The 20,993-nt window shown below is 67.6% G+C and carries 21 protein-coding genes; 12 read left to right on the top strand and 9 right to left on the bottom strand.

Annotated features, from left to right (window positions below; genetic code table 11):
- Both C8N38_RS17815 and C8N38_RS17810 read right to left on the bottom strand, forming a co-directional pair.
- The gene (locus C8N38_RS17815) at nucleotides 1-765 is read right to left on the bottom strand and encodes a Hint domain-containing protein (RefSeq protein WP_108028492.1); all 765 of its coding nucleotides are present in this window, start codon (nucleotides 763-765) and stop codon (nucleotides 1-3) included.
- Between the two features lie 165 nt (nucleotides 766-930).
- A complete protein-coding gene (locus C8N38_RS17810) occupies nucleotides 931-1,584 on the bottom strand; it encodes a hypothetical protein (RefSeq protein ID WP_158272379.1) in 654 nt (217 codons plus the stop codon).
- A 314-nt stretch (nucleotides 1,585-1,898) separates the two neighbouring features.
- On the opposite strand from C8N38_RS17810, the gene parA reads away from it, so the two are divergent.
- A complete protein-coding gene (gene parA / locus C8N38_RS17805; protein WP_108028490.1) occupies nucleotides 1,899-2,534 on the top strand; it encodes a ParA family partition ATPase in 636 nt (211 codons plus the stop codon).
- 3 nt (nucleotides 2,535-2,537) lie between these two features.
- Here the strand turns inward: parA and C8N38_RS17800 are convergent, their stop codons facing one another.
- The gene (locus tag C8N38_RS17800; protein ID WP_108028524.1) at nucleotides 2,538-3,011 is read right to left on the bottom strand and encodes a DUF427 domain-containing protein; all 474 of its coding nucleotides are present in this window, start codon (nucleotides 3,009-3,011) and stop codon (nucleotides 2,538-2,540) included.
- Nucleotides 3,012-3,113: 102 nt separating this feature from the next.
- Between C8N38_RS17800 and C8N38_RS17795 the strand changes: the two genes are divergently transcribed.
- Complete coding sequence (locus C8N38_RS17795) at nucleotides 3,114-3,584, top strand: YdcF family protein (protein ID WP_108028489.1); 471 nt, start codon at nucleotides 3,114-3,116, stop codon at nucleotides 3,582-3,584.
- Here the strand turns inward: C8N38_RS17795 and C8N38_RS17790 are convergent.
- The 4 genes from C8N38_RS17790 to C8N38_RS17775 all read right to left on the bottom strand — a co-directional run bounded on the left by C8N38_RS17790 (nucleotide 3,562) and on the right by C8N38_RS17775 (nucleotide 5,873).
- Nucleotides 3,562-3,954: a hypothetical protein gene (locus tag C8N38_RS17790; RefSeq protein ID WP_108028488.1), complete on the bottom strand. Its 393-nt coding sequence runs from the start codon at nucleotides 3,952-3,954 to the stop codon at nucleotides 3,562-3,564. The two genes, C8N38_RS17795 and C8N38_RS17790, sit on opposite strands and share 23 nt — an antisense overlap.
- Nucleotides 3,955-4,056: 102 nt before the next feature.
- Nucleotides 4,057-4,377 (bottom strand): antibiotic biosynthesis monooxygenase family protein, encoded by a 321-nt coding sequence (locus C8N38_RS17785; protein ID WP_108028487.1) that lies wholly within the window; start codon nucleotides 4,375-4,377, stop codon nucleotides 4,057-4,059.
- A 35-nt stretch (nucleotides 4,378-4,412) separates the two neighbouring features.
- The gene (locus C8N38_RS17780; RefSeq protein ID WP_108028523.1) at nucleotides 4,413-4,820 is read right to left on the bottom strand and encodes a universal stress protein; all 408 of its coding nucleotides are present in this window, start codon (nucleotides 4,818-4,820) and stop codon (nucleotides 4,413-4,415) included.
- Nucleotides 4,821-4,982: 162 nt separating this feature from the next.
- Entirely contained in the window at nucleotides 4,983-5,873 is an 891-nt protein-coding gene (locus tag C8N38_RS17775) for a LysR family transcriptional regulator (RefSeq protein WP_108028486.1), read from the bottom strand.
- Between the two features lie 151 nt (nucleotides 5,874-6,024).
- Here C8N38_RS17775 and C8N38_RS17770 point away from each other — a divergent pair, with 151 nt between their 5' ends.
- From C8N38_RS17770 to C8N38_RS17735, 8 genes are read left to right on the top strand one after another with little or no spacing between them, the layout of a single operon-like run.
- The gene (locus tag C8N38_RS17770; protein ID WP_108028485.1) at nucleotides 6,025-7,575 is read left to right on the top strand and encodes an ABC transporter substrate-binding protein; all 1,551 of its coding nucleotides are present in this window, start codon (nucleotides 6,025-6,027) and stop codon (nucleotides 7,573-7,575) included.
- Nucleotides 7,572-8,471 carry a dihydrodipicolinate synthase family protein gene (locus C8N38_RS17765; RefSeq protein WP_108028484.1) on the top strand — a complete coding sequence of 300 codons (900 nt, stop codon included), beginning with the start codon at nucleotides 7,572-7,574 and terminating at the stop codon, nucleotides 8,469-8,471. The genes C8N38_RS17770 and C8N38_RS17765 overlap by 4 nt, the downstream gene beginning before the upstream one ends.
- A gap of 41 nt (nucleotides 8,472-8,512) precedes the next feature.
- Complete coding sequence (locus tag C8N38_RS17760; RefSeq protein ID WP_108028483.1) at nucleotides 8,513-9,478, top strand: nucleoside hydrolase; 966 nt, start codon at nucleotides 8,513-8,515, stop codon at nucleotides 9,476-9,478.
- On the top strand, nucleotides 9,475-10,458 hold the full coding sequence (locus C8N38_RS17755; RefSeq protein ID WP_108028482.1) for a nucleoside hydrolase: 984 nt from the start codon (nucleotides 9,475-9,477) through the stop codon (nucleotides 10,456-10,458). The genes C8N38_RS17760 and C8N38_RS17755 overlap by 4 nt, the downstream gene beginning before the upstream one ends.
- Nucleotides 10,455-11,426: an ABC transporter permease gene (locus C8N38_RS17750; RefSeq protein WP_108028481.1), complete on the top strand. Its 972-nt coding sequence runs from the start codon at nucleotides 10,455-10,457 to the stop codon at nucleotides 11,424-11,426. The genes C8N38_RS17755 and C8N38_RS17750 overlap by 4 nt, the downstream gene beginning before the upstream one ends.
- A 1-nt stretch (nucleotide 11,427) precedes the next feature.
- Nucleotides 11,428-12,360 (top strand): ABC transporter permease, encoded by a 933-nt coding sequence (locus C8N38_RS17745; protein WP_108028480.1) that lies wholly within the window; start codon nucleotides 11,428-11,430, stop codon nucleotides 12,358-12,360.
- A gap of 3 nt (nucleotides 12,361-12,363) precedes the next feature.
- Nucleotides 12,364-14,187: an ABC transporter ATP-binding protein gene (locus C8N38_RS17740; protein ID WP_108028479.1), complete on the top strand. Its 1,824-nt coding sequence runs from the start codon at nucleotides 12,364-12,366 to the stop codon at nucleotides 14,185-14,187.
- Nucleotides 14,184-15,065, top strand: coding sequence for a ribokinase (locus tag C8N38_RS17735; protein ID WP_108028478.1), 882 nt, complete (start codon nucleotides 14,184-14,186; stop codon nucleotides 15,063-15,065). Before C8N38_RS17740 ends, C8N38_RS17735 begins: the two co-directional genes overlap by 4 nt.
- Nucleotides 15,066-15,087: 22 nt before the next feature.
- On the opposite strand, the gene C8N38_RS17730 is transcribed toward C8N38_RS17735, so the two are convergent.
- On the bottom strand, nucleotides 15,088-15,522 hold the full coding sequence (locus tag C8N38_RS17730; protein WP_108028477.1) for a DUF1489 family protein: 435 nt from the start codon (nucleotides 15,520-15,522) through the stop codon (nucleotides 15,088-15,090).
- 157 nt (nucleotides 15,523-15,679) lie between these two features.
- On the opposite strand from C8N38_RS17730, the gene C8N38_RS17725 reads away from it, so the two are divergent.
- Nucleotides 15,680-17,944, top strand: a complete 2,265-nt coding sequence (locus C8N38_RS17725) for an adenosylcobalamin-dependent ribonucleoside-diphosphate reductase (RefSeq protein ID WP_108028476.1) — start codon at nucleotides 15,680-15,682, stop codon at nucleotides 17,942-17,944.
- 863 nt (nucleotides 17,945-18,807) lie between these two features.
- On the top strand, nucleotides 18,808-20,277 hold the full coding sequence (gene putP, locus C8N38_RS17715; protein ID WP_108028474.1) for a sodium/proline symporter PutP: 1,470 nt from the start codon (nucleotides 18,808-18,810) through the stop codon (nucleotides 20,275-20,277).
- 558 nt (nucleotides 20,278-20,835) lie between these two features.
- Here putP and C8N38_RS17710 read toward each other — a convergent pair.
- The coding region (locus tag C8N38_RS17710) for an integrase core domain-containing protein (protein ID WP_146176305.1) at nucleotides 20,836-20,993 on the bottom strand (158 nt) is incomplete at its 5' end.

Genomic DNA, 20,993 nt, shown 5'->3' with positions numbered 1-20,993 from the left:
TCAGGCGGCGTTCAGCCCGTCCAGTTCGAAGGCGGTCAGGCGCGCGACCGACATCGCGCCGAATCCGGAAAATCCGCTGACATGAGGAAAGAGCGACAGAAACCGCATCCGGTTGGCATTGTCGATCAGGATGCTGGCGTTCTCGCCGGGGTGATAGCTTTCCACCTCGACGCCATTGGCCAGCAGCACCTGCTGGCCGCTCAGCGCCAGATGGAAGACGCGGGTCGGCCGCACGACGCGCAGCGCGATCAGCGCCATGCCGTCAACGAAGCCGGTGGCGGGGGCGAAGGCGGCATCCGTTCCCGTCAGGGCGCGGCAGCCCGGATGGCGGACCAGCATCCGCGCCCGGGGGCCAAGCACCAGATCGGGCATCGGCCGCCCCAGCCCCAGGCTGTCGGCGGTGATCCGGGTCAGAACCGGGATCTCGCCGCGCCGGTCGGTCGGCGGGGTCAGAACGGTCGATCCGATCCAGAGCAACGTTTGCGGCCCGGCTCCGGCGGTCTCGACGGTCATGCCGGGCGCCAGATCCTCGACCGCGACCGGGCCTTGCGGGGTGGCGATCAGGGTGCCGTGCGCAAAGGCGCAGAACGCCTCGTCGACATGCGGGTCGGCGGGCATGGCGCGGGCAAAATCCTGGGGTGTGCCGTCCGGGGTCATCCCGCGGACTTCGTAGCGGCGCATCGCCGGTTGCGGCGCGGCGGCAAAAGACGCGGCCAGGGCCTGCGGCGGGACAAAGCTGGAGCTGCCACCGTAGTGGGTTCCCATGCGATCGTTCCTTTCGGTCCGGTCACATCTGCCATGGCCCCCACCAAGACGCAGATAGACGAAGTCAGTTTGCCAGAGCGCCGGAGGGGCGTCAAAGCCCTCGCGCAATTGCCCTTGGAGCAGGAGACAGCGACCGCCAAGGGCGCGCACTGTTGCCAGAAGCGGTCAGAATTCGATCCGGCTGCCGACCACCAGGCCGATCGACGGGTCGTTATGGACCCCGACGATTCCCCCCAGCCGCAGCCAGGTGCCCTTTCCGATCCGGCGCGAGACGGCGGGCGACAGCTTGACCGTCCGCGGTTCGGTGGCGGTATCCTCGCCCCATAGCTCCAGCGTCAGCTGGGTCCGTGGGTTGGGCATGACGCCCAGCGTGATGTCGAGCTTGTAATCGACCAGCGCGCTTTGCGGGCGGGTATCGGTGCGGGCGTCCAGATTGATCCAGCCGCTGCCGTCGGGGGTGGTGAAACCGGTGCCCCAGCTCAGGCCCGTCCGGATCACCGGCTCGGTCAGCCCGCCCGGCGCGCCCGTCGCCCCGGCCCCGAATTCGGTCGCAAGCCGCCCCGGCAGCCAGCCGATCCCGGACCCGAACCGCAGGAACAGGATCGCCTTCCAGTCGTCGGCGTCATCGCCCTGGCCCGCGTCGAGCCCCAGCGTCAGCTTGGGCGTCAGCCCGTATTCGCCATAAAGCGAGCCGTAGCCCCACTGGCTGCCATAGGTCCGGTCGCGATCCGCCTCGTAGGAAAAGGACAGAAGGCCTGCACCCTTTTCCTTCAGCCAGGCCCCGGCCGAGACCGGTTGCGCAAGGGCAAGAGCCGCCAAGGCCGCCGGAGCGATCCGGGCGCCGTGCGACGGACGGGACGCAGGGGGACCGCCGGGGTGCATCGCGGGCTCCTTTCGCCGCAAGCTTCGGTCAAACATGGTTAACCCAGGGTTAAGCACAAGCCTGACGCGAGCCTAGCACGGGGCGGCCGACCTCGCGCCCGGCCTGACGCCAGGGCATGCGGCGCGTCCGCCGTTGTGGCCGGGGCGGCACAGAAAGGCCCTTCCGGGCGGATCGAGCCCGCGCGGATTGGGGCTGTGCATCCTCGCGCGCTGCGGTATTCTGCGGCGCGGCATGGCAGACGGGGGAGCACATGGCTGGCACGATCATCACCATCGCCCAGCAGAAGGGCGGGTCGGGCAAGACCACGCTTGCGGCCAATCTCGCCGTGGCCTTCCGGCGCCGGGGCATGGCCGTCGCGCTGATCGACACCGATCCTCAGGGCAGCCTCGGCCGCTGGTTCATGGCCCGGCTGGAAGGGCGCGAGGCGCCCGACATGGAATTCTCGACCGCGTCGGCCTGGGGCGTCGGCTACGAGACCGCCAAGCTGGCCCGCGCCCATGACGTGGTGCTGATCGATACGCCGCCCAAGGCCGACAGCGATCTGCGCCCGGCACTCCGTGCCGCCGATCTGGTGCTGGTGCCGGTCGCGGCCTCGCATGTCGATCTTTGGGCGACCGAGGGCGTGCTGGATCTGGCCCGGCGCGAGGACAAGCCCGCGATCGTGGTTCTGAACCGGCTGAAAGCCAATACCCGGCTTGCCGCCGAGGTGGCCGAGACGGCAGGCGGCATGGATGCGGCGCTGGCGGCTGTGCGGCTGGCCAATCGCGTGACCTATGCCGAAACGCTGGGCCGCGGCCTCGGCGTGCAGGAGGCGGGTCGCAAGGGCCCCGCCTCGGACGAGATCGACGCGCTGGCCGAAGAGGTTCTGGCCGCGCTGGCCGACTGAACCCTACCAGCCCTCGGTGCCGGGGCCGCCCTTGACGATGCCCAAAAGGTTGGGCGTGACCCAGCCGCCATAGAACCCGCCCGGCTGCGGTGTCGCGGCGACGCCGCCGACGCGGCAGGCCTCGACCTTCCCGGCATAGAAGGCGACATGGTCCCTCAGCGCCGCGAAGGCGGGGGTCGGGTCCGGATAGCTCCAGCCCGCGCCCGGCGCGGTGCGCCCGCCCGCGGTCAGGTCGAAATAGGCCGCCCGGCCCTTCCATTCGCAAAAGCTTCGCCCCGCGCCCGGCCGCAGCACCCCGGGCGCCACGTCCTCGGGCGGAAAGTAATAGGTCGGGGCGTGGTGGGTTTCGAGCACGCGCAGACCGCGCCGGGTCCGCGCGACAAGCGCGCCGCCAAAGACGACCTCAAGCGTCTCGCCAACGGGTTCGAGCGCGGGCGGACGGGGATAGGCGCGGACATCTTCGGGCAGCAGGACCATGGTCGGCAAATAGCCCGGCGCGCCGGGGCCGCAAGCCGTCTGGCCCGGCCCGGGACCGGCGCGCGAATTGACGGCGCCGCCCGGGCGCGGCAGGTTCGGGGCATGACCAGAGCCTTTCTCGTTCTCGGGGCGGCGATGCGGGCGCCCGGCCAGCCGGGTCCGGCGCTGATCCGCCGGGCCGAGCATGCGGCGGCCCTGTGGCGCGCGGCCCCCGAGGCGTTGATCCTGGCCTCGGGCGCGGGCGGCGAGGCCGAGGCGATCGTGGCGATCTGCCGGGCTGCGGGCGTGCCGCCCGACCGGCTGATCTGCGAGACCCGGGCGCGGAGCACCGCCGAGAACCTGGCTTTCTGCCGCCCGATCCTCGCGGCGCGGGGCATCGCGCGGGTGACGCTGGTCACCGATGGCTATCACGCGCCCCGGGCGCTGTTTCTGGCGCGGCGGGCCGGGATCGAGGCCGATGCCGACAGCCCCGCGCGCCCGGCGGGGCCACCCGGCCGTCACGCCATGCGATTGCTGCGCGAGGCAGCGGCGGTTGCCAAGGCGCTGGCGCTCAGCGCGACACGCCGACCGTGACGCGGTCGCCGCGCCCGTTCTGACCCCAGATCCGGACCACCACGGTGGCGTCTCCGGCCATCAGGTCGCGCGCGGCGGCCGGGTCGATGCTGCCGCGCATCACCATCTGTTCCATGGCACCGCGGTTCTCGGCGCTGGCGAAGAAGCGGTCGCCCCGGTCGCCGGGGTCGCGCCGCCCGAAGCGGTGGAAATTGGCGCGGTCCTGACGCAGCACCTGCCAGGGCGCGGTCAGCCGCGCCCCCTTGGAATTGTAGAGATCCTGAGGGCCGATAGTGGCCACGTATTCTTCCAGAAGATCATCAGCCTTGGCCGCGCCCGATGACAGGCACAGCGCCAGAGCCGCCGCAGCGGCGGGAAGGACGGGTGTCATGGCAACATCCCCCTTTTGCCTCATTCGTTGATGCGCGCTTCCGGCCTCAGGCTTGGCTCCAAGGCGTTAGCGAAAGGTTGACCGCCCAGTGACGCCGCCGCGTCAGTCGAAGCTGGCGGCGACCTCGTACATCACCGGCTCGAAGCTCTTGCACAGGTCGGCAAAGCGCCGGGTGCGCACCCGCATCTCGTCGCTGCGCAGCATCGCCTGGAAATCCTCGCGCCGCCGCCATTGCGAATAGTTTGCGATCCGGGTCTGGGCGTCGTTCACATGCAGCGCCGCGCCGATGAAGCCGGGTTGCTTCGAGATGAACTCGGCCAGCGCCGTCTGCAACTCGTCCAGCAGGTCCTGGCAGGTGCCGGGCGTCACCTCGAAGGTGGTGATGATGGTCTGCAGGTCTGCCTGGGGGGTGATCTGGGGCATGGTGGTCTCCGATCTGTCCTGGGTCGGGTTGGTGCTCAGCGCACGACGTGAACGGCGCAAGGGGCGTGGCGCACCACGCGGGCGGCGGTCGAGCCGAGGAAATAGTCCTTCAGTTCGGGCCGATGCGAATGCATGACGATGCAGTCGACGCCATGGCGTTCGGCATAGTCGACGATGGTCATCCCGGCATGGCCGGTCACCACCCGGATCTCGACATCGCCGACACCCGCCAGCGCGCCGGTCAGTTCCGCTCTGATCGTCGCGCGGGTCTCTGCTTCCTGCCCTTCGGGAAGATATTGCGCCATGTAGGGCGGGATCGCCTCGGCCACGGTCAAGACCGTGATCGTCCCGTCCGCGGCACGCAGCCGCCGCGCGATCTCCAGCACATCGGCCAGATCGGGCGCATGGTCCACTGCCACGGGAACAAGAATATTGGCATACATCGCTTCGGCACCTCCCCGCCTGACGCCGAGCATCGCAGCGCTTCGGCCCGCGATCCTTGACGCAAATCATGTGCTTGCAGCCTAGAGATGTCGGAAGGCGGTGGGAACCGGTTTCGCGCGACCCAGCGCCCCGGGGACGGTTCGCGCCCTCGGTCTGCGTCCTCAGTCTTCTGCGGGCGCGGCCAGCTGGCCCTGCACATGCTGCACGATGGCGTCGAGAATGGCGATGCGATGCGCCCCGGGCGGACGGATCGCGTAATAGCCGACGCCGATTCCCGGCAGGAAAGGAATGCCGACCAGGGCGACTCCGGCCGCGCGGATCGAGATTTCGTCGACGATCGCGATCCCCATCCCGTCAGCCGCGAAATGGCAGCAGTTCAGCATCGAGCTTTCGACGAGGCTTGCCGGCGCGGCGGTGGCCTGCGCCAGCGCGGTGTCGAGCGCGAGCCGGACCGGCGAGTTCCGTCCCGGGATCAGCAGCCTCTCGCCCGCGAGATCGTCGGGGGTACAGACCGCGCGTCCGGCCAGCGGATGGCCGGGCGGCACTGCCGCGACCGCCGTCATCTGGCGCAGGCGCTGGGCGCGGGCATCCATGCGCTGGCGGCGATAGACGAAGCCGATGTCGTATTGCGCATTCTCGACCATGTCCCAGATGTGGCGGCTGTTTTCGACATCGATCACCAGCGGCACGTCGCGGCGGTCGCCGATCACCTCTCGGATGGCGCGTTGCAGATAGGGGCGCACCAGGGAGGTGACGGTGCCGATCCGGATCACGACGTTCTTGTGATCGCGGATGTCCTCGGCGGCCTGGGCGATCTGGTCGAGCCCGAGATAAAGCCGTTCGACCTCGCGATAAAGCAGCGTCGCCTCGGGCGTCGGATCGAGCCGGGCGCCGCGCCGCTGAAACAGCGACAGCCCGATGGTGTCCTCGAGGTCGCGGATCAGACGACTCACCGCGGGCTGGGTGACATGCATGGCGGCAGCGGCCGAGGTGATGCCGCCGGTCATCATCACGCTTCGAAACGCCTCGATCTGCCGGTGGCGCAACCGCATGATCTTATTCCTGTATAACATTCACGCATGATGCAGACACTAAATACAATTTCATGCCGATTCCCGAAATGGCTAATTTTTGATCGGCCCTGCGCGGAAGACACGGGTCGCCCTTGTGAGCCGCGCCCCTGTGATACGGAGGACTATCCGGATGAAACACGTTGCCTCTGCGGCCATCCTCGCGGCCTTCGCCGCCCTTGCGCCCAGCCTCGTGTCGGCGCAGGCGCTGACCATCGGTCTGGCGGCCTCGACCACCTCGATGGACCCGCAATTCTATGTCGTCGGCCCGAACAGCGCGATGGCGCGCAACATCTTCGACGGGCTGGTCAACCAGGACGACAAGCAGCAGATCCAGCCGGCGCTGGCCGTCTCCTGGAGCGTGATCGACGACACCACCTGGGAATTCAAACTGCGTGAAGGCGTCACTTTCCACGACGGCAGCGACTTCACCGCCGAGGATGTGGTGGCCAGCCTCAACCGGGTTCCGCTGGCCTCGAAGAACAGCCCCAGTTCCTTCATGCCCTATGTCAAGGCGATCACCTCGGTCGAGGCGGTCGATCCGCTGACCGTGCGGATCACCACCGCCGAGCCGACGCCGCTTTTGCCGAACGATCTCAGCCGGATCGCGATCCTGCCCGCCGAGGATGCCGGGGTCACGACCGAAGAGATGAACGCGGGCAAGGGTGTGATCGGCACCGGGCCGTTCAGGTTCGTGTCCTGGGTGCCGGACAGCGAGGTCAAGGTCGCCCGCAACGACGCGTACTGGGCCGGTCCCGCCGCCTGGGAAGACGTGACCTTCAAGATCTTCAAGAACAACAGCGCCCGGGTTGCGGCGATGCTGTCGGGCGATGTCGACATGATCGAGAGCATCCCGACCGCCGATACCCGCCGCCTGAAATCTTCCGGCGATCTCAAGGTGGTCTCGGTTGCGGGCAACCGGGTGATGTATCTGCACATGGATCAGGGCCGCGAGGTGTCGCCCTTCGCCACCGGGCCTGACGGCAAGAACCCGCTGCGCGACGAACGGGTCCGCCGCGCGCTGTCGCTGTCGCTGAACCGCGAGGCCATCGTCGACCGGATCATGGACGGTCAGGGCGTGCCCGCGGGCCAGCTCGTGCCCGAAGGCTATTTCGGCTACGATCCGTCGATCGGGGTCGATCCCTACGATCCGGCGAAGGCCAAGGAACTGCTGGCCGAGGCGGGCTATCCCGACGGCTTCAAGCTGACCTTCCACGCCTCGAACGACCGCTATCCCAATGACAGCCGCGTGGCCCAGGCCATCGGCCAGTTCTTCAGCCGGATCGGCATCGACACCTCGGTCGAGACCCTTCCCGCCAGCGTCTATTTCTCGCGCGCCTCGAACCTCGAATTCAGCTTCATCATGGGTGGGGCCGCGGTCGAGACCGGCGAGGCCTCGGGCGTGCTGGGGCCGCTTTTGGAAACCTATGGCGACAGCGCCGGGCGCGGCAACCGCGGCCGCTATTCCAACCCCGAGTTCGACGCGACCCTGCAGCAGGCGCGCCAGACCCTCGACGATGCGACCCGCCGCGAGCTGCTGCAAAAGGCCACCCGCATCGCGATGACCGACCTTGGCGTGATCCCGGTCTTTTACCTCGCCAATACCTGGGCGCTCGAGGACGGGATCGACTATCCGGGCCGGTCCGACGGCTACACGCTGGCCTATGAGGTCCGCCCGGAATGAGCGCGGATGCGGGCCCGGCCTTTCGCGGCGTCTTTCCCTATCTGGTCTCCCCGCTCGACGCGTCGGGCGGGGTCCGGGAGGACGTTCTGGCCGCGCTTGTCGAGCGGCTGATCGCGGCGGGGGTTCACGGGCTCGCGCCGCTCGGCAGCACCGGCGAATTCGCCTATCTCTCGAACGATCAGCGGCTTGCCGTCGCGACGGCCACGATCCGTGCCGCCAAGGGCCGGGTGCCGGTGGTGCCGGGCGTCGCCTCCACCTCGACGGCAGATGCGGTGGCGCAGACGCGCGCCATGGTCGCCGCCGGGGCCGACGGCATCCTCGCGATCCTCGAGGCCTATTTCCCGGTCGGCGAGGCGGGCGTCGAGGCCTATTTCACCGCCATCGCCGAGGCCGCCGAGGGCCTGCCGGTGGTGCTTTACACCAATCCGAACTTCCAGCGCTCGGACCTTACGCTGCCGGTGATCGACCGGCTGAGCCGGGTGCCGAACATCCGCTACATCAAGGATGCCTCGTCCAATACCGGGCGGCTTCTGTCGATCCTGAACCGCTGCGGCGACCGGATCGAGGTCTTCGCCGCTTCGGCCCATATCCCGGCCTGCGTGATGCTGATCGGCGGCGTCGGCTGGATGGCGGGTCCGGCCTGCATCGTCCCCGAGCAGAGCATCGCGCTGTACGACGCGGCCCGCGCGGGCGACTGGGCGCGGGCGATGGAGGTGCAGCGTTCGCTCTGGCGCATCAACGAGCTTTTCGCCCGCCATTCGCTGGCGGCCTGCATCAAGGCCGCGCTCGAGTTGCAGGGCTTCGACGTGGGCGACCCGGTCGCCCCGCAGGTCCCGCTCGACGCGACGGCCCGCGACGAACTTGCCGAGGCGCTTGGCGCCATCGGCGCCCTGTGACCGGCCCCGCCGGGTTCACCTCTTCGATGGACGGCACTCCCATGACGGCTTCTCTTCCTGTCATCTTCGACTGCGATCCCGGAATCGACGACAGCATTGCGCTTTTGGGCGCCTTCGTCGCGCCCGAGCTCGATATCCGGGCGATCCTGCCGGTCTGCGGCAACCAGCCGCTGGACCGGACGCTGCGCAATGCGCTGCAGATCTGCGAACTGGGCGGCCGGAAGGACATTCCGGTGCATCCGGGCGCCGCAAGGCCGCTCTGCCGCGATCCGATCCACGGGCTTTTCCATGGCGAGACCGGGCTTGGCGCGGCGCGGCTTCCCGAGCCGCATAAGCGGCCCGAGCCGACCGGCGCGGTCGAGGCGCTGATCGATCATCTGGGCCGCGCGGTGCGGGAGGAGGGGCCCAAGATCACGCTGTGCTGTCTGGGGCCGCTGACCAATCTGGCACTGGCGCTTCGGATCGCGCCCGACATCGCTGGAGGCATCGAGCGGGTCGTGATGATGGGCGGGGCGTTCCATGCGCCCGGCAACCGGTCGCTGACCTCCGAATTCAACATGCTGGCCGATCCGCATGCGGCCGCGGTCGTGTTTGCCGCCGGGCTGCCGATGACCGTGCTTGGGCTGGATGCCACCCATCAGGTGATCCTGCGCCCCGAACATGTGGCCCGGTTCGTGGGGGCCAGCGGACGGATTTCGGCGGCGATGGCCGGGCTGATGGCGTCCTGGGACCGCAACGATCCGAAGCGTTATGGCACGCGCGGGGGGCCGCTGCACGACCCTCTAGTCACCGCCTTCCTGCTGCGTCCCGACCTGTTCGAGACGCGGCCCGCCCGGATCTTCGTCGAAACCGAAAGCCCGCTTTGCCTCGGCCAGACCGTGGCCGACTGGTACGGCCAGTCGGGCGCGCCCGCCAATGCCGATATCGTCCTCAAGGTCGATGCCGAGGGCGTCATCGATCTCTATCTCGGGCTTCTGACACAGTACGAGATGCGTGGCGCCGCATGAGCCCCACCCGGATCATCATCGACTGCGATCCGGGCGTCGATGACGCGGCGGCGATCCTGATGGCGCTGGGCTCGCCCGAACTCGATGTTCTTGGGGTCACGACGGTTGCGGGGAATGTCACGCTGTCGGCGACGCTGACCAATGCCTGCCGGATCGTCGGGCTGGCGAGGCGCCCGGATGTGCCGGTGATGGCCGGGGCGCGGGCACCGCTTCTGCGCGATCAGATCTTCGGCAAATATGCCGAGATAGGCGCCTTTCCGGCGCAGCTGGTCGGGATGGGCCGGGTCGAGCCCGCGGCCGAGAATGCCGTGCGCTTCATCGTGCGCATGGCCCGCGCGGCGGCACGGACCCAGTCCCCGCTGACGATCTGTGCCATCGGGCCGCTGACCAATATCGCGCTGGCGCTGCGGCTGCATCCGGAAGTGGCGCGGGGCATTCGCCGGATCGTCTGCATGGGGGGAACCTTTCACGCTCCGGGCCATCGCAGCCCCTGGGCCGAGTTCAACATGCTTGCCGACCCCCATGCGGCCGCCATCGTCTTCGGCTCGGGCGTGCCGCTGGTGCTGTTCCCCCTGGACGTGACCACGAAGGCGCTTTTTACCGAAAGCCATGTCGCGGCCTTCCGCGCCAGCGGCTGCGAGGGGGGGCGGGCGCTGGCCAACCTCTTGACCGAATACGACCGCAGCGACCCGGCCCGATACGGCCGTCTGGGCGGGCCGCTGCACGACGCGATGACCGTGGCCTGGCTGCTGCGGCCGGGGCTGTTCACCGGGCGTCCGGCCCGGGTCGAGGTTCAGCTGACCGGTCCGACGATCGGTCAGACCTTTGCCGATTTCGCCGCGCCGTCGCCGCGCGCGGCGGTCATGACCGGGGTGGACGAGCCGGGCTATATCGCGCTGGTATCCGAGAGGATCTCCGCGTCGGGCCGGGCCGGACATCGCGGGCCGGGCGCGGGGACGCAGAAAGGGAAGGCGGAATGAGCGGATATCTCTTCAGCCGACTGCTGCAGACGCTGGTGACGCTGTTCGTCATGTCGGTGCTGGTCTTCGGCGGTCTGCACATGGTCGGCAACCCGGTCGACGTGCTGCTGAGCCCCACGGCGACCCCCGCCGAGCGGCTGGAGGTGATCCGGTCCTTCGGGCTCGATCAGCCGGTCTGGGTGCAATACGGGATTTTCCTCAAGAACGCGCTGTCGGGCGATCTGGGCAATTCCTTCGTCTACAACCAGCCCGCGCTGCACCTGATCCTGCAGCGCATGCCCGCGACGCTGGAGCTGGCGGCAGCGGCCCTGGTCATGGCGCTGGCGCTTGGGCTGCCGCTGGGGGTCTATGCCGGGCTCAGGCCGAACGGCATTTTGGCGAAGTCGATCATGGCCTTCTCGATCCTGGGCTTCTCGCTGCCGACCTTCTGGATCGGGCTTGTGATGATCATGGTCTTCGCGGTCCAGCTGGGCTGGCTGCCCTCGTCGGGACGCGGCGACACTGTCGATGTGTTCGGCGTGCCGCTGAGCCTGTTCACCCTCGACGGGCTCGCGCATATCGCGCTGCCGGCCTTCAACCTCGCGCTGTTCAAGATCTCGCTGGTGATCCGCATCACCCGGGCGGGCGTGCTCGAGACGATGCAGCTCGACTTCGTGCGCTTCGCCCGCGCCAAGGGTCTGCCCGAGGGGCGCATCGTCCGCATCCATGTGCTGAAGAACACGCTCATTCCGCTGATCACCGTGATCGGGCTGGAACTCGGCTCGCTGATCGCCTTCGCGGTGGTGACCGAGACGATCTTCGCCTGGCCCGGCATGGGCAAGCTGATCATCGATTCCATCGCCGTGCTCGACCGGCCGGTGATCCTGGCCTACCTGATGATCACGGTCGTGATGTTCAGCCTCATCAACCTCGCCGTCGACATCCTGTATTCCATCGTCGATCCGCGCGTCCGGCTGGAGGGCAACTGAGATGGCCGCCCCGTCCGAAACCGCCCGTTCCGTCCATGCGGATGCCGCTGCGGCGTCCGCTTCGGTCTCGCCCTTCCGCCAGACGCTGGGCAAGCTTCTGCGCGACCCGCTGGCGCTGATCGGCCTTCTGGTTGTGACGCTTCTGGTGATCGGCGCGGTCTTCGCGCCGCTGATCGCGCCGCAGGACCCCTACGATCTTGCCCAGCTCGACATCATGGATGGCCGTCTGGCCCCCGGATCGCAAAGCATGACCGGCATGATCTACCTGCTGGGGACCGACGATCAGGGCCGCGACCTGTTCAGCGCGATCCTGTTCGGGCTGAGGACCAGCCTTCTGGTGGGGATCGCCAGTGCCGCCATCGCGCTGGCCATCGGTGCCTCGGTGGGGCTGTTCAGCGCCTATGCGGGCGGGCGGACCGATGCCTTCCTGATGCGGATCGTCGATATCCAGCTCAGCTTTCCGGCGATCCTGATCGCGCTGATCTTCCTCGCGATCCTCGGGCAGGGGGTCGACAAGATCATCCTCGCGCTGGTGGTCACCCAATGGGCCTATTACGCGCGCACCGTCCGTGGCTCGGCGCTGGTCGAACGCAAGCGCGCCTATGTCGATGCCGCGCGCTCGATGGCGCTGCCCGACCGGCGCATCCTCTTCCGCCACATCCTGCCGAACTGCCTGCCGCCGCTGATCGTCGTCGCCACCATGCGCGTGGCCTATGCGATCATGCTGGAAGCCACGCTGAGCTTTCTCGGCATCGGGCTGCCGGTGACCGAGCCCTCGCTGGGGCTGCTGGTGTCGAACGGCTACGAATACCTGCTGTCGGGCGATTACTGGATCAGCTTTTACCCGGGCCTCGCGCTTCTGGTGCTGATCGTATCGATCAACCTCATCGGCGACTCGCTGCGTGACATCCTCAATCCCCGCAGGGAGGGCTGACTCATGGCGGACCCCGTTCTTTCGGTTCAGGACCTGACCACCTCCTTCCGCGTCGATGGCCAGTGGCGGAGCGTCGTTCGCGATGTCAGCTTCGATATCGGCCCGCAGGAGACCGTCGCCGTGGTGGGCGAGTCCGGCTCTGGCAAAAGCGTGACCGCGATGTCGATCATGCGCCTGCTGCCGCCCGGCAATGCGCGCAGCACCGGCCGGATCGAGTTCGAGGGCGAGGATCTGCTGGCCGGGCCGCTCGAGCAGATGCAGGCGATCCGGGGCAACCGGATCGGCATGATCTTTCAGGAACCGATGACCTCGCTGAACCCGGTTTTGAAGATCGGCAGCCAGATCACCGAGGTGCTGCGCCAGCATCGCGGGCTTGATGGTGCGGAAGCCGAGGCCGAGGCGGTGCGGCTTCTGGACCGGGTGCGCATCCCCTCGGCGGCGGCGCGGCTGGGCGAATATCCGATGAACTTCTCGGGTGGGATGCGTCAGCGCGTGGTGATCGCCATCGCGCTGGCCTGCGCCCCCCGTCTGTTGATCGCCGACGAGCCGACCACCGCGCTCGACGTCACGATCCAGGCGCAGATCCTCGAACTGATCAAGACCTTGCAGGAGGAAGAGGGCATGTCGGTCCTCTTCATCACCCATGACATGGGGGTGGTGGCCGAGATTTCGGACCGGACCGTCGTGATGTATCGCGGCGAGGTGGTCGAGAAGGCCACGACCGAGGCGATCTTCCGCGAGGCGAGACACCCCTATTCCCGGGCGCTGCTGTCGGCGGTGCCGCAGCTTGGCGCCATGGCGGGGCAGGACCGGCCGCTGCGCTTTCCGCGGGTCGACATGGCGACGGGCGAGATCGCGCCGCCGCCGCCCACCGCCGATACCGTGCGCGTGAATGAACCCCCGGTGCTGAAGGTTGACAATCTCGTCACCCGCTTTCCGGTCCGCAAGGGCATCCTGCGCCGGGTCGTCGGCCGCATCCACGCCGTCGAGGATATCTCGTTCGAACTGCGTCAGGGCGAGACGCTGTCGCTGGTCGGCGAAAGCGGCTGCGGCAAGTCGACCACCGGCCGGTCGCTGATCCGGCTGGAAGAGCCGTCAGGCGGCACTGTCGGGATGGACGGGCATGACGTGCGCGGGGCCGGGCATTCGGAGCTGACGAAGATCCGCCGCGACGTGCAGATGATCTTTCAGGACCCGTTCGAAAGCCTCAATCCGCGCATCCGCATCGGCGAGGCCATCGCCGAACCGATGATCGTGCACGGGCTCGTGTCCCGTCGCGAGGCGCCCGCGCGGGTGGCCGACCTGCTGGAGCGGGTCGGGCTGTCGGGCGAGATGATGCAGCGTTTCCCGCATGAATTCTCGGGCGGGCAGCGTCAGCGGATCTGCATCGCCCGGGCGCTGGCGCTGGAGCCCAAGCTGATCGTGGCCGACGAATCCGTCTCGGCGCTGGACGTGTCGGTGAAGGCGCAGGTCATCAACCTGATGCTCGATCTGCAGGAACGCTACGGGCTTGGTTATCTCTTCATCAGCCATGACATGGCTGTGGTCGAACGCATCAGCCACCGGGTCGCGGTGATGTATCTGGGCGAGATCGTCGAGATCGGGCCGCGCGCCGCCGTCTTCGAGACCCCTCAGCACCCCTATACCCGCAAGCTGATCGCTGCGGTGCCGGTCGCCGACCCGTCGCGCCGCCGCCGTCGGGTGGTGGCGGGCGACGAGATCCGCAGCCCCTATCGCCCGGCCGATTATGTCGCCCCGAAACGGCTTTACCGCGAGGTCGGAGAGGGGCATTTCGTTCAGATCCACGAAAGCGAGGCCGCCGCATGATCGTCACCTTCGGATCGCTGAACGCCGACCTGATCTTTTCGGTCGAGACGCTGCCGCAGCCGGGCCAGACCCTGATGGCGCAGGGCTTCACCACCGAGGCAGGCGGCAAGGGCGCCAATCAGGCGCTGGCCGCGGCGCTGGACGGTGCCGAGGTGGCGATGGCGGGGGCGGTCGGACAGGACGCGTTGGCCGAGGTCGCGCTGGCCGGGCTGACGGGCCGGGTCGATCTGACGCGCGTGGCCCGGCTGGAGGCGCCCACCGGCTGTGCCGCGATCCATCGCGATCCCGAAGGCCGGAACGAGATCGTGGTCGCGGGCGGGGCCAATCTGGCAGCATCGTCGGACAGCGTCGAGGACGCGCTGCTGGACCGGGCCTCGCTCCTGCTGTTGCAGCTGGAGAACGACCCAGCCGAGATCGCCCGGCTGATCCGGCGCTGCCGCCCGGCGCGGGCGCTGTCGATCCTGAACCTCGCCCCGGCCTACCGGCTCGACCCCGAAGTGCTGGGGCTTTGCGATCTGATCGTCGTCAACGAGGACGAGGCGGGGGCGATGGCGGGCTGGCTGGGGTGCGCGCCTGATCCGCGTGCGCTGGCCGACGCCTCGGGCGCGGGCATCCTGCGCACGCTGGGCAGCGAGGGGGCCGAACTGTGCTGGCAGGGACAGGAGATTACGATCCCGGCGGTCGCCTGCACACCCAAGGACACCACCGCCGCCGGGGACTGTTTCGTCGGCGTCTTTGCCGCCGCGCTTGACCGGGGAGAGACGCCCGAGGCGGCGCTGCATCGGGCCGCCGCCGCCGCCGCCATCGCCTGCTCCCGGATCGGTAGCCAGTCGAGCCTGCCAGAGGCCCGCGATACCGATGCGTTGCTGGCGCGCTGATCGCGCAGGCCCCGGGCCGACCTTACCGCACGCCGATTTCGGCCAGCGCCGCCATCAGCTGCGGCGGCAAATCGTCCTCGTCGGGACGCGCGGCGGGCAGGTCGCGCGGCGCGTCGTCGGCCTCGAGATAGCGCCAGCCCTGAAACGGGCGGCGCGGCACCGCCTCGGTGCGGATCACCTCGGGGTCGAGCACGATGGCACAGCGCGACACCCCGTCCTCGCCAATGACCTCGTCGAGCCTGAGAACGCGCTGGCGGGCGAGGATCGCGCCCTTGAAGACCCAGTAAAGCGAACCGCCGTCGAGCAGGTCGGCCGCGCGTTTCGGCCACATCCGGGTGACGTGCCGCGGCAGGCCGTCGGGCAGGGCGGCACGGCGTGCGGTCTGCCAGTCGATCAGGTCCTCGACCCGGTCCGCACCGACGCAGAGCTTCACCAGATTGACATGGCCCCCGGCCATCCTGTTCCCACCAGATTCTGTTAATGAAAACCCAACCTAAGCTAGCCGTAGCGGAGTTCAAGCGGTTCCGGCGCATATACGGGCAGTGGAGCGGTTGCACTGCCGGGGCTCAGCCCCTATGCTGGTCTACCTCTCTTCGCACCCGAGGATTCCCCGCATGAGCCGTTTCGCAGCCCCCATCGCCGAGCAGATCTGGGACATGAAGTACCGCCTGAAGGACGCCGAGGGCGCGCCAGCCGATGGGACGGTCGAAGACACCTGGCGCCGGATCGCCCGCGCCCTGGCCCAGGCCGAAGCCGACCCCGCGAAATGGGAAGAGGTGTTCTTCGAAGCGCTGGAGGATTTCAAGTTCCTGCCTGCGGGCCGGATCACTGCGGGCGCCGGGACCGGCCGGGCGGTGACGCTGTTCAACTGCTTCGTGATGGGCACGATCCCCGACAGCATGGCCGGCATCTTCGACATGCTGAAAGAGGCCGCGCTGACCATGCAGCAGGGTGGCGGCATCGGCTATGATTTCTCGACCATCCGGCCCAAGGGCGCGGATGTGAAGGGTGTGGCCGCCGATGCCTCGGGGCCGTTGTCCTTCATGGATGTCTGGGACGCGATGTGCCGCACGATCATGTCGGCAGGCTCGCGCCGGGGCGCGATGATGGCCACCATGCGCTGCGACCACCCCGATATCGAGCAGTTCATCACCGCCAAGCAGGACCCGGCCCGGCTGAGAAACTTCAACCTCTCGGTGCTGGTGACCGACGCCTTCATGGAGGCGGTGAAGGCGGGCGGCACCTGGGAGCTGCAATTCGACGGCAAGGTCTATCACACCGTCGAGGCGCGCGATCTGTGGAACAAGATCATGCGCGCGACCTATGACTATGCCGAGCCGGGCGTGATCTTCATCGACCGCATCAACCAGATGAACAACCTCGCCTATTGCGAGACCATCGCGGCGACGAACCCCTGCGGCGAGCAGCCCCTGCCGCCCTATGGCGCCTGCCTGCTTGGCTCGATCAACCTCGCGCGGCTGGTGGCGGAGCCCTTCGAGGCGGGGGCCGCGCTGGACGAGGCGGCGCTTGAGACGCTGGTTGCGACCGCGGTCCGGATGATGGACAACGTGGTCGACATCTCGCGCTTTGCGCTCGACGCGCAGCGCCACGAGGCGCAGGCCAAGCGGCGGATCGGGCTGGGCGTGACCGGGCTTGCCGATGCGCTGCTGATGGTGGGCCTCCGCTACGGGTCCGAGGAGGCGGCGCGTCAGACCTCGCGCTGGTTGCACCGGATCGCCCGCGCCGCGTATCTGGCCTCGGTGCAATTGGCGAAGGAGAAGGGCGCCTTCCCGCTGCTCGATACCGAGAAATACCTGGAGAGCGGGGCCTTGGCGCATATGGATGCCGATGTCCGTGCCGCGATCGCCGAGCACGGCATCCGCAACGCCCTGCTGACCTCCATCGCGCCGACCGGCACCATCAGCCTTTATGCCGGCAACGTGTCCTCGGGGATCGAGCCGGTCTTTGCCTACAGCTACAAGCGCAAGGTCCTGCAGCGCGACGGCAGCCGGACCGAGGAAGAGGTCGTGGACTATGCCGTCCAGCTCTGGCGCGACAAGTTCGGCGCGGCCGAGTTGCCCGATTATTTCGTGAATGCCCAGACGCTGTCGCCCTCCGAACATGTGCGGATGCAGGCGGCGGCCCAGACCTGGGTGGATTCCTCGATCTCGAAGACCATCAACTGCCCCGAGGATATCGCCTTCGACGCCTTCAAGGACGTCTACATGCAGGCCTACGAATCCGGCTGCAAGGGCTGCACCACCTACCGTCCGAACGACGTGACGGGCTCGGTCCTGACGGTCTCGGAGAGCTCGGACGAGACGCCCGAGGCCGAAACCGGCGCCGATGTGGTCTATCTGTCGGACCCGCTGGACCGGCCGCACGCGCTGGAGGGCAACACCTACAAGCTGAAATGGCCCGACAGCGAGCACGCGATCTACATCACCATCAACGACATCGTCATCGCCGGGCGCCGCCGTCCCTTCGAGGTCTTCATCAACTCGAAGAACATGGAGCATTTCGCCTGGACGGTGGCGCTGACGCGGATGATCTCGGCGGTGTTCCGGCGCGGCGGAGATGTGAGTTTCGTTGTCGAGGAGCTGAAGGCCGTGTTCGATCCTCGCGGCGGGGCCTGGATGCAGGGCAAGTACATCCCCTCGATCCTGGCGGCGATCGGCGGCGTGATCGAGCGGCACCTGGTTGCCATCGGCTTCATCGAGGCCGAGGGCAAGGGGCTGAAGGCCGATCCCAAGTATCAGGCGATGGCGGTCGGCGACACCGCCCGCGGCCCGTCCTGCCCCAGCTGCGGGACCTTCGGAATGCACATGGTCGAGGGCTGCATGACCTGCGTGAGCTGCGGGTATTCGAAATGCGGCTAAAGCGCTTTCTCTGCTGATGTTGTAGGACCCACTAAAACCTGTCCATTTCCGGGGTAATTTGTCCATTCCGGCACAGGATTAATGACCACCGGCTGCGCTGCAGTCGGTGGTTTCTTTTTATATCAGTGGCTTGCGCGTCTGGCGGATTTGCGGCCTTCGATGCTCCGTCGGAGCGCTCCGTCCTGGTGCGCGGCGTTGACGGCCAGCCGCGCTTTCGGCATCCCTCAGGGCAAATCCGGCCGGGTTCTTTTCAACATCCCCCTCCAGCAGAAGCTCTGCCCGAGGGCGTGGCGCAATGCGCCAGAAAGGACCTCCAGGCATCCAGAGCGCCGCCGACATCGCCGCCGAGCGGACGGCCGAGGCGGAGGCCGCCCTGCCGGAGCCCGAACCCGACGACGCCCTGCCGCCACCGGAGGAGCCGGAACCCGAGGCGTCTCCCGCCGCGGATCCACCCGCCCGCCGGGGACGCAAGCCCGCCGCAAAACCCCACCGGCCGGCCGCGTCCCGCCCTGCGGCACTGCTGCATCTTTCCGCCCCTGGCGAATTGCATGCCGGCCAGCGGGCGGCTGGCGGCCCTTTGAAGGTGGCGGCTCTCGGTGCCGCGTCCCAAGCTGCGCCCACAAGACGACCACACCCGGGACATTCGCCGCGACCGCACCAGCATCGCAGATGCCGATCTTGGCCCTGCAAGACTCGTGCATCGCCAAACCGGCCCTCGACCCTGCCGCGATCTGCGCGGGACAAGAGATCGAGCCAGCCGTGACGGTCCTCGCATTCGTGGTCAGGCGCCACGACCCGTATTGCCTGTGTGTGGCAGGATCGGATAGGGCCCGAAGATTGCATGAACAGGAATCGGAGAACACGTGTCCACAGGAGCTATCATTAGTCTGGCGGCCTATTTCCTCCTGATGATCGGGATCGGGATCTACGCTTACAGGAAATCGACAGCCACGTCCGAGGATTACATTCTTGGCGGAAGAAATCTGTCCCCCGCCGTCGCCGCACTCTCCGCCGGGGCGTCCGACATGTCCGGCTGGCTGCTGCTGGGCTTGCCCGGAGCCCTCTATGCCTCGGGTCTGGTCGAAGCCTGGATCGGCATCGGCCTCTTTCTGGGGGCGCTCGTCAACTGGATGGTCGTCGCGCCGCGCCTGAGAGAACAGACCGAGCGCTATGACAACGCGCTGACCATCCCGGCCTTCCTGGCCAATCGCTTCCCGTCGCGGGGCGTCACGCTGCGCATGGTTTCAGCGGTGATCATCGTGGTCTTCTTTGCCGTCTACACGGCCTCGGGCCTCGTCGCAGGGGGTAAGCTCTTCCAGAGCGCCTTTGACGGCAGCTACCAGTTCGGCGTCTGGCTGACCCTCGGCGTCGTGCTGGCCTACACTGTGGTCGGCGGTTTTCTGGCCGTGTCTCTCACGGATTTCTGCCAGGGGCTGATCATGATGCTGGCGCTGATCATCATGCCCGCGATCGTGCTCTATTCCGGTAAGGGCGCCGGCTTCGCCCAGGCCCAGGAGACGCTCTCCGGGGTCGAGGGGTTCACCTTGAAGCTCTGGTCCCCCGACATGACGCTCATCGGGTTCATCTCGCTGCTCGCCTGGGGCCTTGGCTATTTCGGCCAGCCGCACATCATCGTCCGCTTCATGGCGGTGAAGAGCGTCGCCGCAGTCGCGACCGCACGCAATATCGGCATGGCATGGATGGGCATCGCGCTGATCGGTGCGGTGGGCGTCGGCATCTTCGGCCGCGCCTATGTCGAGCGCAACGGCGTGGTGATCGAGGATAGCGAGACGATCTTCATCTATCTCGCCGACACCCTGTTTCCCGGGCTGATCACGGGCTTCTTTCTGGCAGCCCTTCTGGCCGCGATCATGTCGACGGTCTCGAGCCAGCTTCTGGTCTCGTCCTCTTCGCTGGCCGAGGATTTCTACAAGCTCGTGCTCAACAGGGGCGCCTCCGAGAAGACCCTCGTGGCCATCGGGCGCATCTCCGTGATTGCCGTCGGTGCCGTCGCCGCCCTGATTGCAGGCGATCCGGAAAGCGAGGTCCTGGGGCTGGTCGCCAACGCCTGGGCGGGCTTCGGAGCGGCATTCGGTCCCCTGGTCATCCTGTCCTTGACCTGGCAGCGCATGAACGGTTCCGGCGCCGTGGCGGGCCTGGTGGTGGGCGCGGCGACCGTCGGGCTCTGGATCTTCACCGGTCTGAAAGCGGTCACCGGCCTTTATGAGATGATCCCCGGCTTTGTGCTCGCATGGCTCGCGATCTACCTCGTCAGCCTTGCGACCGAGGATCGGGGCGAGTTCCGGTCGACGATAGCCACACCGGATGAATGAGACCTGTAGGCAGAGGCCGAAAGCGGGCCTCTGCATTTGCCCACGCTGCCGCCATGGGGACTCTCGGCCGCGGGAGTGCTGGCACGAATGAGCTTGCAGATCCACCTTGAGGGGGACGATCGATGATCCGCCGTCGCAAGGCCGCGAAGGGGGGGCGCCTTCGGCCGGTCCACCGTCACGCCGCGCGTTGGCGGGCGAAACTTGCTCGTTCGCTGCCGATTGCCGGCGTTGAGCATCCCGGCCCCAGCTGCCTGCGGAATCCGAAAGCGGTCGTTCATTGCGGTTGCGGCACGCCCTGGGGCTGCAACGGTCCGCCGACGGCAGATACCGTTGCGAAACTCGCTTGAGCGTCTGCAGGATGGCGTATTTTGGGAAACAGTGAACCGAAATCACTCTCAACGGCATTCGTATCGAGGTAAACGGTTCTGAAAACGTATCGATCAAAGCGCCTAACTGTTCCATCCCGGATGATCACATAGACCCTCGCCGGTCTGCCCTGTTCATGTGTGCCCTGCTCCCCAACCTTGGACCGCCGGAAGTTGGATTTTTCCGGCTGCCTCACGATGACGGGCCGGTGACGCCATCGGGATAATGCATGGCAATCGGGACGTTGTATCCGATCGCGCTGTGGGGTCGGTCCTCGTTGTAGTGTCGACGCCAAGCTTCCAACTTTTCGCGGGCGTCGGCAAGGCTCATGAACCAGTGGGCATTCAGGC

The organism is Rhodovulum kholense (assembly GCF_003053725.1).
Lineage (GTDB): Bacteria > Pseudomonadota > Alphaproteobacteria > Rhodobacterales > Rhodobacteraceae > Rhodovulum > Rhodovulum kholense.
Note: the sequence above shows the minus strand (reverse complement) of the source record. Positions and strands in the feature narration are given on the sequence as shown.

Excerpts from the sequence above, each read along its gene's own strand:
- C8N38_RS17815 (WP_108028492.1), bottom strand. The coding sequence starts at position 765 with ATGGGAACCCACTACGGTGGCAGCTCCAGCTTTGTCCCGCCGCAGGCC.
- parA (WP_108028490.1), top strand. The coding sequence starts at position 1,899 with ATGGCTGGCACGATCATCACCATCGCCCAGCAGAAGGGCGGGTCGGGC.
- C8N38_RS17800 (WP_108028524.1), bottom strand. The coding sequence starts at position 3,011 with ATGGTCCTGCTGCCCGAAGATGTCCGCGCCTATCCCCGTCCGCCCGCG.
- C8N38_RS17795 (WP_108028489.1), top strand. The coding sequence starts at position 3,114 with ATGACCAGAGCCTTTCTCGTTCTCGGGGCGGCGATGCGGGCGCCCGGC.
- C8N38_RS17790 (WP_108028488.1), bottom strand. The coding sequence starts at position 3,954 with ATGACACCCGTCCTTCCCGCCGCTGCGGCGGCTCTGGCGCTGTGCCTG.
- C8N38_RS17785 (WP_108028487.1), bottom strand. The coding sequence starts at position 4,377 with ATGCCCCAGATCACCCCCCAGGCAGACCTGCAGACCATCATCACCACC.
- C8N38_RS17780 (WP_108028523.1), bottom strand. The coding sequence starts at position 4,820 with ATGTATGCCAATATTCTTGTTCCCGTGGCAGTGGACCATGCGCCCGAT.
- C8N38_RS17775 (WP_108028486.1), bottom strand. The coding sequence starts at position 5,873 with ATGCGGTTGCGCCACCGGCAGATCGAGGCGTTTCGAAGCGTGATGATG.
- C8N38_RS17770 (WP_108028485.1), top strand. The coding sequence starts at position 6,025 with ATGAAACACGTTGCCTCTGCGGCCATCCTCGCGGCCTTCGCCGCCCTT.
- C8N38_RS17765 (WP_108028484.1), top strand. The coding sequence starts at position 7,572 with ATGAGCGCGGATGCGGGCCCGGCCTTTCGCGGCGTCTTTCCCTATCTG.
- C8N38_RS17760 (WP_108028483.1), top strand. The coding sequence starts at position 8,513 with ATGACGGCTTCTCTTCCTGTCATCTTCGACTGCGATCCCGGAATCGAC.
- C8N38_RS17755 (WP_108028482.1), top strand. The coding sequence starts at position 9,475 with ATGAGCCCCACCCGGATCATCATCGACTGCGATCCGGGCGTCGATGAC.
- C8N38_RS17750 (WP_108028481.1), top strand. The coding sequence starts at position 10,455 with ATGAGCGGATATCTCTTCAGCCGACTGCTGCAGACGCTGGTGACGCTG.
- C8N38_RS17745 (WP_108028480.1), top strand. The coding sequence starts at position 11,428 with ATGGCCGCCCCGTCCGAAACCGCCCGTTCCGTCCATGCGGATGCCGCT.
- C8N38_RS17740 (WP_108028479.1), top strand. The coding sequence starts at position 12,364 with ATGGCGGACCCCGTTCTTTCGGTTCAGGACCTGACCACCTCCTTCCGC.
- C8N38_RS17735 (WP_108028478.1), top strand. The coding sequence starts at position 14,184 with ATGATCGTCACCTTCGGATCGCTGAACGCCGACCTGATCTTTTCGGTC.
- C8N38_RS17730 (WP_108028477.1), bottom strand. The coding sequence starts at position 15,522 with ATGGCCGGGGGCCATGTCAATCTGGTGAAGCTCTGCGTCGGTGCGGAC.
- C8N38_RS17725 (WP_108028476.1), top strand. The coding sequence starts at position 15,680 with ATGAGCCGTTTCGCAGCCCCCATCGCCGAGCAGATCTGGGACATGAAG.